General features: G+C 26.2%; 10 protein-coding genes. 7 read left to right on the top strand and 3 right to left on the bottom strand.

The genetic code is table 11. The annotated features are described in order from the left end of the window. Nucleotides 1-391: 391 nt before the first annotated feature. From Q0J69_RS07150 to Q0J69_RS07140, 3 genes are read left to right on the top strand one after another with little or no spacing between them, the layout of a single operon-like run. Nucleotides 392-2,380: a DUF4954 family protein gene (locus Q0J69_RS07150; RefSeq protein ID WP_297205500.1), complete on the top strand. Its 1,989-nt coding sequence runs from the start codon at nt 392-394 to the stop codon at nt 2,378-2,380. 18 nt (nt 2,381-2,398) lie between these two features. Continuing rightward, entirely contained in the window at nt 2,399-3,268 is an 870-nt protein-coding gene (locus tag Q0J69_RS07145; protein ID WP_297205497.1) for a 50S ribosomal protein L11 methyltransferase, read from the top strand. 39 nt (nt 3,269-3,307) lie between these two features. Continuing rightward, complete coding sequence (locus Q0J69_RS07140; protein ID WP_297205495.1) at nt 3,308-4,597, top strand: glutamate-5-semialdehyde dehydrogenase; 1,290 nt, start codon at nt 3,308-3,310, stop codon at nt 4,595-4,597. Nucleotides 4,598-4,798: 201 nt separating this feature from the next. Here the strand turns inward: Q0J69_RS07140 and Q0J69_RS07135 are convergent, their stop codons facing one another. The 3 genes from Q0J69_RS07135 to Q0J69_RS07125 all read right to left on the bottom strand — a co-directional run bounded on the left by Q0J69_RS07135 (nt 4,799) and on the right by Q0J69_RS07125 (nt 7,916). Further along, entirely contained in the window at nt 4,799-5,197 is a 399-nt protein-coding gene (locus Q0J69_RS07135) for a hypothetical protein (RefSeq protein ID WP_297205492.1), read from the bottom strand. A 363-nt stretch (nt 5,198-5,560) separates the two neighbouring features. Then, complete coding sequence (locus Q0J69_RS07130) at nt 5,561-7,294, bottom strand: tetratricopeptide repeat protein (protein ID WP_297205489.1); 1,734 nt, start codon at nt 7,292-7,294, stop codon at nt 5,561-5,563. Between the two features lie 292 nt (nt 7,295-7,586). Beyond that, nucleotides 7,587-7,916, bottom strand: a complete 330-nt coding sequence (locus tag Q0J69_RS07125; RefSeq protein ID WP_297205486.1) for a DUF1232 domain-containing protein — start codon at nt 7,914-7,916, stop codon at nt 7,587-7,589. Nucleotides 7,917-8,125: 209 nt separating this feature from the next. On the opposite strand from Q0J69_RS07125, the gene Q0J69_RS07120 reads away from it, so the two are divergent. From Q0J69_RS07120 to Q0J69_RS07105, 4 genes are read left to right on the top strand one after another with little or no spacing between them, the layout of a single operon-like run. Continuing rightward, entirely contained in the window at nt 8,126-8,890 is a 765-nt protein-coding gene (locus Q0J69_RS07120) for an AAA family ATPase (protein WP_297205484.1), read from the top strand. A gap of 32 nt (nt 8,891-8,922) precedes the next feature. Next, nucleotides 8,923-9,408 (top strand): GNAT family N-acetyltransferase, encoded by a 486-nt coding sequence (locus Q0J69_RS07115; RefSeq protein ID WP_297205481.1) that lies wholly within the window; start codon nt 8,923-8,925, stop codon nt 9,406-9,408. Nucleotides 9,409-9,463: 55 nt separating this feature from the next. Then, nucleotides 9,464-10,405 carry a ParB/RepB/Spo0J family partition protein gene (locus Q0J69_RS07110; RefSeq protein WP_297205478.1) on the top strand — a complete coding sequence of 314 codons (942 nt, stop codon included), beginning with the start codon at nt 9,464-9,466 and terminating at the stop codon, nt 10,403-10,405. 14 nt (nt 10,406-10,419) lie between these two features. Further along, nucleotides 10,420-11,625 (top strand): DUF4384 domain-containing protein, encoded by a 1,206-nt coding sequence (locus Q0J69_RS07105; RefSeq protein WP_297205512.1) that lies wholly within the window; start codon nt 10,420-10,422, stop codon nt 11,623-11,625. Nucleotides 11,626-11,642: the final 17 nt, after the last annotated feature.

Raw genomic sequence — 11,642 nt, 5'->3', positions numbered from 1 at the left:
GTCTTGTCTTGTCTTGTCTTGTCTTGTCTTGTCTTGTCTTGTCTTGTCTTGTCTTGTCTTGTCTTGTAAATTATTTAACATTTTCTTAATACCCAATTATTACTAAAAATTATTATAATATATATAATAAAAAACACAAGTTATTTAAGATAAATAAAACATATTAATGATAAAAAAGGAATACCAAAAATCAGCTTTTTAGTTCTACAGTAAAAAATGCTATATGTATTAATACAATGCATACATAAATAATTTTTTTATAGATAATTATTCCATTTCAGTATATAATCTGTAATATTTTTCATTTTTTTTACGAATTTAAAATTTTGATTAAAATATCATAATTTTATAATGATAAATAAATAATAAATAAAAGGAAAGTTTTTTAGTTATGTATAGTTTTAGTAATGATGATAAAGAATTTAGAAGTTTAACAAATGAAGAAATTGAATTCCTAAAATCTCAGGGATGTTCTTCTCAATCTTGGGATAAAATATTCATAAGAAATGTAGATTTAAACAGGATAAAAGATGTTCAGTTTCACGGCAGGGTTAAAATAAATGCACTTAATGGAATGGTAAAATATCATAATAAAGTAAAAGTACCCGCATCTATAAACAGAGCCACATTAATAGATGTAGCAATTAACGGAAATGTTTACATTAATAATGTAGGAAGATTTATTGCTAATTACAAAATAGAAAACGGAGCAATAATAGAAAATGCAGGCTCTATATATATGGAAGGAGAAAGCAGCTTTGGAAACGGAGTAGAAACTTCTCCTATAATGGAAGGAGATGGAAGAAGCGTAAAAATATTCAATAGACTTAATTCTCATATAGCATATATGGTAGCAATGTACAGACATAGATTTTTAATGCGAGCAAGAATAAATGCTATGATAGATGATTATACGGCAAAAAAGACTAGAAGATTCGGTAAAATAAAAGAACATGCAAAAATAATAAATGCAAGGCTTATAGTAAACTCTCATATAGACCCTTATACAACAATAGAAAATACGGACGAAATTAATAATACAACAATAATAAGTACAAAAGAATGTCCTTCATATATAGGAACATCTGTAATATTAAAAGACGCAATAGTATTAAAAGGTGCACATATAGTTGACAGCACGGTGATAAAAAAGGCATTTATAGGTGAAGGTGTTAAACTAGGAAGACAATTTTCATGCGAGGATTCTCTTCTATTTGCAAACTGCGAGGGAGAGCATGGAGAAATGTTTTCTATATTTGCAGGTCCTTATACAGTTACACATCATAAGGCAACACTTTTAATAGCAAGTCATTTTTCTTTCTTTAATGCAGGAAGCGGAACAAATCAAAGCAATCATATGTACAAACTAGGACCTTATCATCATGGATTTATGGAAAGAGGATGCAAAACAGGAAGTAATTCATATATATTATGGCCTTCTCATATAGGAGCTTTTTCTACAGTTATAGGTGCTCATTATGATAATGTTGATACCTCTGATTTTCCTTTCTCATATATAACTGAACATGGATATCATCAAACAAGACTTATACCTGCTTTAAATTTATTCGGCGTAGGACTTTGCCGCGATGAAAATAAATGGAAAGACAGAGATAGAAGGGTTGGTGATAAAAAAGATTTGATTATATTTGATGTATTTAGTCCCTATACTGTTTCTAAAATGATTAATTCTGAAAATATATTAAAAGAAATAAGAAAAGAGATAGAGAATATTGATAAATACGGAGATTATATATTATACAAAAACATGATAATAAAAAAATCATCTTTAGATAAATATTCTCAAAGATATTCAATAGCAATAGATTTATATTTGCATGATAAAGTACTTTCATATATAAAATCATCAAAAAGTATGGATGAAATAATAAAAAGATTAGAATATAATGAAGAGAGAGTATTTGAAAAATGGGCTGATGTCGGAGGGCTTATATGTGCCAAATCAAGAATAGACGGAATTATAAAAGATATAGAATTTAATAAAATAAATAGTCTTGAATTATTAATTAAATCTTTTGAACGTTTATATAATGATTATTCATTAGATGAAAAGGCTTGGGTTATCAATACTCTAAAAACTAGATATGCAGTTGATAATATAGACAAAGATACAATTATAAAATTACTAAAGGAACATGTTTTGCTTTTAAAAGAGGCATATAAAATATTTTATAGAGATGTAAAAAAAGAATATGATCTGTCAAAAATGGTAAGCTGCGGAGTTGATGATAAGAGCATTATGGAAAGAGATTTTGAGGCTATAAGAGGAACTGTAAAAGATAATTCTTTTGTTGTTAAATATAAGAATGATATAGAAGAAAAAATTAATGATATAAACAATATTATGAATATACTTTAATAAAAAACTGGAGTGATTATGCTGATACATTCATTATCTATAACATTAGAGAGAGGATTTGAGGATATAATAGAGGCTGTAATAGAAAACGGGGATTTAAATATACTTGGATTTAATATTGAGTTTCCAATAAATGATGATAAAATCGCAATAGTAAATATATATAATGAAAATAATAATATATTAAAAAGTAACTTATCAATTATAGAAAAAAACATTAATGATATTGCAAAATATACTTATGATATTAAAGAATTAGAATCAGAAGAGTATTTAACATCATATATGGAATTCTTAAAACCATTTGATATAGGCAGCGTAACAATAGTGCCTAACCTAAAAAATGATAATGAAAAATCAGATGATAGTATTTTATATATAGCAAAACAGTATGCATTTGGAACTGGTACTCATGAAACTACTTCTCTTGCTCTTGAGATGATTAGTGAATATTCTGATAATAATGATATGGCTTCAAAGAGTATTGCAGATATAGGATGCGGAAGCGGTATATTATCATTATTTGCATACAAGCTTGGTGCTAGAAATATTGCTTCAATAGATATAGACAATGACGCTGTTAATTGTACTCTTGATAATGCTTCATATAATGATATAAAAATAGATAATGTTATGCTTGGAAGTGCTAAAGATTTAATTAATATGAATTTTAAATTTGATTTGGTTATTGCCAATATAGAAACTGATATATTAATAGAAATACTTACAGACTTAAAGGCATTATTAAAACAAGATTCTGCTTTAATATTATCAGGTATTTTATTAGAAAAAGAATCATTTATGAAAAATGCTATAAGAGAAAATAAACTCAATATTATTTTAAGAAAATCAAAAAATGATTGGGTATCTTTGATGCTTAAACAATAAAGCATTAAACAATAAAATAAAAAATTTACGGAGTATATTATGGAATTAATAGATTTAGTAAAAAATGCAAAAGAAGCTACATATATATTACAATCGCTTGATACTGATATAAAAAATAAAGCCTTGCTTGAAATAGCAAACAAAATAGAAGAAAATAAAGATAAAATATTTGAAGCTAATAAAAAGGATTTAGAATATGCTCAAAAACTTCTTGATGAAAATAAAATTTCTAAATCAATGTTTAACAGATTAAAACTAGATGAAAATAAATTAATAGATGTTGTATCTGGTATAAGAGATGTTGTGAAACTTGAAGACCCTATTAATAAAGTATTATTAGAAACTGAGCTTGACGACAATTTATTATTAAAAAAAATATCCTGCCCTATTGGTTTAATTGCTGTAATATTTGAAGCTCGTCCTGATGTTATATCTCAAATATCTTCTTTATGCATAAAATCTTCTAATGCTGTTATACTTAAAGGAGGAAGCGAAGGCGAAAATACAAATAAAGCAATATTTAACATAATAGAAGAAACTCTAAATAGTATAAAGGAATTTCCAAAGCACTCTGTTAATTTAGTATTTACAAGAGAGGATATAAAAGAATTATTGTCAATGGACAAATATATTGATCTTATAATACCAAGAGGAGGCAACAGTTTAGTACAGTATATAAAGTCAAATACCAATATACCTGTATTAGGTCATGCTGACGGTATATGTCATTTATATATAGATGAATCTGCAAATCAAGAAAAAGCTTTAAAAATATGTTTGGACTCAAAGGCTCAGTATCCAAGTGCATGCAATGCTGTTGAAACTATACTTGTAAACAAAAATATAGCTTCAGAATATTTGCCAAAACTTTATAAGCTGTTCAAAGAAAATGATATAAAAATGAACGGCTGTGAAAAGGTAAAAAAAATACTAGATATAGGCGAAGTAAAAGAGTGGCATTTTGAATACGGAGATAAGGAAGTTTCATTAAAAATAGTATCAGACACAGAAGAAGCATACAATCATATAAACAAATACGGCTCTCATCATACAGACTCAATCATATCCGAAGATAAAAATAATATAGAAAAATTTATGACATTCGTTGATTCTGCTAATGTATACTGTAATGCTTCAACAAGATTTTCTGACGGATTCAGATACGGTTTCGGTGCGGAAGTAGGAATATCTACAAACAAAACTCATGCAAGAGGTCCTGTAGGTTTGGAAGGCTTAACAATATACAAATACAAAATTTTCGGGAACTATCAGATAGTTAATGATTACGTTACTCATAAATCTAGCTTCAAGCATAAGAGAATAAAATAAAATATAAAAATTGTTAGTACATGCTATTCGTTAGAATGGCAGGAGATATTTAACTAACAATTTTTATTAGCAATAATAAAAGATTATGTAAGCCATAGAATTAGTTTTAAGCATAAGAGAATAAAATAATACATAAGAAATTAAATATAAAAAAATAAGCCGATAACTTAAAAATTATCAGCTTATTTTTAAATATTATATTTAGTTTACTTTTTCATAATGATAAGTTATACCTGATATGCTTCCATAGCTTATTTCACATTCACTGTCGCTCATAAAATAAAACGTAATGTTTCCTAAAATTGGAAGATTAGGTATAACTAACTCATAATAACTTTTTTCATTATATTTCTCCCTATCCCAATTCTCAATATAATGACTGCTAGATGTACCATCAGCATTATAAAAAGTTAATACTCCATAAGAAGAAATAGTAAATCTTTCTCTGTAATTATCCATATTTCTCCAAGTAACTCTTAAATCATAGGGTCTGAATTTTGAAGCTGAGTTAAATAATGATGAGCATCCAGACAAGAATAAAGATGTTAATGAAAGAATCCCCATTAACAATATAAATTTTAGAATCCTTTTATTATTCATATAAACCTCCTATATATTGTTATAATACAATATACCCCTATAATATATGTTATAAAAATTTTGTCAATACAGTAAAAAAAATATATAATCTAAAATAATTATATTATTTAACATAAAAGCAAATATATATAATGTAAATATTTTATATATAAAACTTGATGAAAGTAATGATTTATATATATTAAGTTTGTAATTTTTTTATTCTTTTTTTTGTTAAAAGTCCTAATGACTAAAGTTAAACTATTGCATAATAATACTAACTATATAAGAACATAAAATAGCAGTATACATAATATAAAAACTATTAAAGGCAGAAGATTATTATTAAAACCCCTGCCTTTTTATTTTTTAACTTAAAAAGAATTATTTAAAAAACTTACCTATACCCTTAACTATACCAGAAACTATATCACTTCCTGAATTACAATTTTGAAGATTATTCCTAGCTAATTCATAATCTGGGTCTAACTCCAATGCTTTTCTATATGCTTCTTTTTCATCTTCTTTTCTTCCAACTCTTCCAAGAGCAACACCATAATCATTCCACAAATAAGGATTATCGTAATACCTGTCAATAGCTTTCTCATAAAAATATATTGCATTATCATAATCTTCTACATTTAAATAAGATGATGCTAAAAAACCATAATCATAAAAATCATCTTCATTCATCTCCATAGATTTATTAAATACTTCTATAGCATCATAATATCTATCATTAAAACAATATAGCTCTCCTAATCTTTCCATTCTATATGCTGTAATATATTCACTATCTTCTTTTTCTAAAGCTAGTTCATAAATTTCCAACGCCTCATCATATCTATATTGATCAGCTAAACGATCAGATAAAGTATATAAAGTATAAATACCATAATAATCAGTTTCCCTATATATTTTTAAAACTTTATATAATTCATCTATAGCTTCATCATATCTTTCTAATTTCCAAAGAATATCAGATAAAGAGATGTATAAATTAGTATTATTATCATCAATATCTATTCCTCTATAAGCATATTCTAATGCTTTATCATAATTTTCCATATAATAATAAGTATTTGCAATATCACATAAAACGCCTGAATTATTTGGATCTATTTCTAACATTTTATTTAATGTTTGAATTTTTTTATTATATTCATCAGCCATTCCGTAATTATGGGCTATACTTGATAATATATCTAAACTATCTTTATCTAAATCTAAAGCCTTTTTAAATGCCTCTATGGCTTTATAATATTTTTCATTTCCTTCCTCATCTGAATAGCTATATGAATTTCCAAGATAATACCAATCCATAGCATATTGATCATCGATTTTTATCACATCTTTAAAAACTTTAATTGCTTCTGTATATTCTGAACAATCATAATAATAAAATCCAAGTAAACGAATAGAGGCAGCACTGCCATTAAATTCTTTAATACATTTTTGGCATATATCAATAGCTTTATCTTTTTCACCTTTATACCTGTAAAAATCAACTAAAAAACCATAAAATCTATAATCTGATTTAAATAAATTATGTCCTTTTAATCCTATTCTCAATGCCTCATCATCTATATCATTATTATAATAAGCATAAGCAAGATTTAATAATAATTCAGGGTTATCAACATTAATTTTTAATAACTCTTTACATTTCTGTATTACTTTATCATATTCAGAATTTTCCATTAATGAATTAATTTCTTTTAACTCTAATTCTAAATTATTGCTACTACTATCATTATTAATACCCTTTACACTTTTTATATAATCCTCAAATTCTTTAGCTCTTTCATCTGATATACCGTATTTAGATTTTCTTTTATTCAATAAACTTCTTCCGCTTTCATCTATAGCACCATCTTCAAGCATATCTTCCAAAAGCTCATAATATTCTTCTTCGCCTTCTGTGTTAAACTTAGGTTTATTTTTATTTTGTATTTCTTGAAGTGCAAAATCTTCTATCTCTTTTGCTCTTGAATCGGATAATCCGTATCTACCCTTTTTCTTATCTAATAGATTCCTCTCGCTATCGTCTATAACACCGTCATCTAACATGTCAATTATAAGCTCATAATAGTTTTGTTCTTGCTGTGTTAAATTCATAATTATACTCCTTAATTATAATTGTCTTGAAATGCCAAAAGAAAGGCATTAATATGTTTTTAATTAAATATTGAAACTTTAACTTTAAATTGAAAGAATGATTAATAAAGTTTATTAAAATTCTTATTTGATTTGATTTGATTTGATTTTTAACATAAAATAAACCTTAAATTAATGTTTCATTATATTAGTATATATGATAATACTTGTTTGTCAAATATTTTATACATATAATAATAAAAAAACACATACCAATAATAATTAGTATGTGTTAATATTATAATATTATTTTTTAGTTCGCAGCTACTTTGAATACCAAAACAGCCAAAAGAACAACTATTAAAATACCTATTACCCCTACTATTAAAAGCCCCCATTTTATGAACTTAATTATTTTTCTTATGGAACTATTAGCTTCTACAACACCATTCTGTATGCCGTTAAGCCCTCCTACTAAAAGAAATAATGCATCCTCAAACCAGCCTATAACAGGCAATACATCAGGCACTAAATCTACAGGAGAAACTGTATATATAATCGCCAATATCAATGGTATCCAAGGAACTATTCCAGATTGAGCAGGCTTATTAGAATTATCATTGTATCCATTATATTCACTCATAAAAAACTCCTATTTAATTTATATATTTAGCAATATTTAATAACATAATTTAAAAAATATTAAATTAATATATCATTAAATTAGTATATATAATAATATACATTTGTCAATATTTTGATATAGAATTTAGATAATAAAAACTTGATAAAATACCCGATTTTGATATAATAATCTAATTTCATGAGATTTTTAGTTTTAAGGAAATAGAGATGTCTAAAGTTATAGCTATAGTCAATCAGAAAGGCGGAGTTGGAAAAACAACCACAGCCGTTAATTTAAGTGCCGTAATTGCATCAATGGGACATAAAACTCTTTTGATAGACGTAGACCCTCAGGCTAATGCTTGTTTAGGTGTCGGAGTTACAAGAGATAAAATGGAAAAAAGCGTATACGATCTGTTAATAGGTGAAGCTGAAACTAAAGAAGTAATAATGCCTACATATCAGGAAAACTTATTTCTAATACCTGCTGATTCCGATTTGGTAGGTGCTCAGATAGAATTGGTTAATGAAATAGCCAGAGAATACAAATTAAAAAAGGCTATAGAGGCTGTAAAAGATGATTATGAATATATTATTATTGACTGTCCGCCTACTTTGGGTATATTAACTCTTAATGCATTAACTGCTGCTGATTCTGTACTTATACCTATACAATGCGAGTTTTATGCTTTAGATGGTGTAGCTGAACTTAATAATACAATATCTCTTGTGAAAGAAAATCTTAATAAAGAATTAAAAATAGAGGGCGTGCTTCTTACAATGTATGATGCCAGAACGAAATTAAGTGCTGATGTTGTGCGTGAGGTTGTAAATTTCTTTAAAGAAAAAACATATAAAACTATGATACCTAGAAATGTACGTTTAAGCGAAGCTCCTTCATACGGCAAAGCTATAAGTGATTATGATAAAGACTGCATAGGAGCAAGAAGCTATAGGGAATTTGCTAAAGAGTTTCTTGAAAAATCTAAATAACTTGTAATATTTTAATACTTGGAGATTATTATATGAATAATATAATTTTAGAAAATGTTAAAAAAGATGATATTTCTATTTTTAAAAATAAATTAATAGAATCATTTGTATTTGCTGCAAAACATTATTTTAAAGATGATATTACGGATAAAGTACCAGAAGAAAAAGATATTGAAGAATCTTTAAATACAGAAGAAATATATTCATATCATTTAGTTCTAAATAATGAAAAAATAGGCGGAGCAATAGTAGAAATAAATGATAAAACAAAACATAATGAACTTCATTTCTTTTTTATTTATCCTGAATATCAAAATAAAAAAATGGGATATTTATCTTGGAAATCAATAGAAAATAAATATCCTCAAACTGAACTTTGGACATGTTATACACCTTATTTTGAAAAGCGTAATATAAATTTTTATGTGAATAAATGCGGTTTCCATATCGTTGCTTTTTATAATAAATATAATAAACTTGAAGGTATGAAGAGTTTTTTAAATTTGAAAAAGTTATGAATAAATAATATAATTGGCTATTGAATAATGAATTTTAATATATAAGAGGATTTTTATGAGCAGAAAAGGCGGTCTTGGCGGGCAAGGTATGAATGCCTTAATCAAATCTGGAGATAAAGAAATAAAAAGAGCTGTTGAAGAAGCAGAAAAAAACGGAGTATTAGAAATAGATGTTTCACTTATAGATGTAAACCCAGATCAGCCTAGAAAAATTTTTAATGAAGAAGAAATACAAGGGCTTGCAGAATCTATTAAAGAAAATGGTCTTATCAATCCAATTACTTTAAGAGAGAAAGACGGAAAATATCAGATAATATCTGGAGAGAGAAGATTCAGAGCTTTTAAATTTTTAAACAGAGATAAAGTACCTGCATTAGTTTTGCAAAATATTGCAGATTCAAAAATGCTTGAACTTACTTTAGTAGAAAATATACAAAGAGCCGATTTAAACCCAATAGAAATAGCGAGAAGCTATAAAAAATTAATATATGATTTAAATATTAAGCAGGAAGAATTAGCAAACCGAGTAGGAAAAAGCAGAAGCACAATATCAAATTCAATGCGTATATTAGAGTTAAGTGAAAATATACAGAATTTAATATTGGAATCAAAAATTACAGAAGGACATGCAAGGGCTATATTATCATTAACTGATGAAAATGAGAGAGAAGCATTTGCAAAAGAAATAGCAGAAAATGGATATTCTGTAAGAGAATGCGAAAGGATAGTTAAAGAAAAAAAAGGAAATGAAAGCAGTAAAAAAGAAGAAAATATCAGCGAAGTAAAAAAAGAAAATAAAAAAGACCCTAATATAAAAAAGTTAGAAAATGATTTAGAAAAAATATTCTCTACAAAGGTTAATGTTATAGATAAAAATGGAAAAGAAGGAAAAATAGTAATAGAGTATTACAATGCGGATGATTTATCGAGAATTATGGATATGCTTGAAAAAATACATGAAAAAGAAAACAGCATAAAACCAGCCCTTGAATATTAGGAGTAACTTTGAAAATAAAAACTTTCTCTCTATATATATTCATTATTATAATGTTTTTATCAGTTAATCTCTATTCAAGAGAAAGAATGTCTATAGCAACTATAGATGTAGATCATAGCCTAAGGGCAAATGAACCTTTAAGAAAGGAAATGGTGAGAGCTGTAAACAGATTCGTATATTTAAAACAAAAAACTTCAATATCAGTAGACAGACAAAAGAAAAAACTATTCGGAACTAATGAATTAAATTTAGAACAGGCTTTAACTGTTGCTTCTAATTTGAATGTAAAAATAGCTATAGTAATGAAAAGCGAAAAAATACTAAAAAATACTAATAACAATCAAAATAAAATAGAAAATTTAACAATAGAATCAAATGAAATAAACAATATAATGAGTAATTACAATATTACTAATGCTATATTAAGCAATGATATTGTACTTACAAATGAAACAAAAGATTTGGGAGATTTAATAGAATACGGAATAGGGAAGAAAACAGAAAATATGGATAAAGCAGGAGAAGAGAAAAAAGATGAAGAGCTTTATGATATAAAATATAGTTTTAAAGTCATTGATATAGAAACAGAAGAAACATTAAAAGAATATGATAAAAAGACATCTTCGGAAGCTTTGCTTGCTATGCAGGAAATATGCTTATATTTGGAATTTTATTTCTCAAATATTTTATTAAAAAATATAGAACATCAAATAAACGGCATTAATTTAAATTTAAGAATAGAAAGAACAACATTAGAAAATAAAACTAATGCCATATATGACAGCGGAGAAATAATAGAAGGAGAATCATTTACTTTAAATTTCAGATGCAATATGGACGGATATGTATATATATTTGCCTTTCAAAATGACGGAAGTGTTATATTGATGCATCCTAATGATTTTAATAACTTCATAAATAATGAATATCAAAATAAAACAGAAGGAAAGAAAAACTATATAATACCTCCAGAAAACTCAATATTTAGAATAAGAATAAGACCGCCGTTTGGAGAAGATTCATTTTATGCAGTTTATACCAAAAAAGAACAAAAATGGATTACAGGATTATACTTCAAAGGTGATGGATTTAAAATATGCGATAAAATTAAAATAGCCGAGTTTACAGCTAAATTAAAATCAACATTAAAATTTATGAATAATAATAATTGGCAGATATCAAAAATATACCTTAAGACTATATCAGAATCAGAAAATTAAAAAAGGCTTATAAATAT

The organism is uncultured Brachyspira sp., assembly GCF_944388875.1.
In the GTDB taxonomy this organism is placed as follows: Bacteria; Spirochaetota; Brachyspiria; order Brachyspirales; family Brachyspiraceae; genus Brachyspira.
This window is presented reverse-complemented; position numbering and strand designations above follow the sequence as displayed.

Excerpts from the sequence above, each read along its gene's own strand:
- Q0J69_RS07150 (WP_297205500.1), top strand. The coding sequence starts at position 392 with ATGTATAGTTTTAGTAATGATGATAAAGAATTTAGAAGTTTAACAAAT.
- Q0J69_RS07145 (WP_297205497.1), top strand. The coding sequence starts at position 2,399 with ATGCTGATACATTCATTATCTATAACATTAGAGAGAGGATTTGAGGAT.
- Q0J69_RS07140 (WP_297205495.1), top strand. The coding sequence starts at position 3,308 with ATGGAATTAATAGATTTAGTAAAAAATGCAAAAGAAGCTACATATATA.
- Q0J69_RS07135 (WP_297205492.1), bottom strand. The coding sequence starts at position 5,197 with ATGAATAATAAAAGGATTCTAAAATTTATATTGTTAATGGGGATTCTT.
- Q0J69_RS07130 (WP_297205489.1), bottom strand. The coding sequence starts at position 7,294 with ATGAATTTAACACAGCAAGAACAAAACTATTATGAGCTTATAATTGAC.
- Q0J69_RS07125 (WP_297205486.1), bottom strand. The coding sequence starts at position 7,916 with ATGAGTGAATATAATGGATACAATGATAATTCTAATAAGCCTGCTCAA.
- Q0J69_RS07120 (WP_297205484.1), top strand. The coding sequence starts at position 8,126 with ATGTCTAAAGTTATAGCTATAGTCAATCAGAAAGGCGGAGTTGGAAAA.
- Q0J69_RS07115 (WP_297205481.1), top strand. The coding sequence starts at position 8,923 with ATGAATAATATAATTTTAGAAAATGTTAAAAAAGATGATATTTCTATT.
- Q0J69_RS07110 (WP_297205478.1), top strand. The coding sequence starts at position 9,464 with ATGAGCAGAAAAGGCGGTCTTGGCGGGCAAGGTATGAATGCCTTAATC.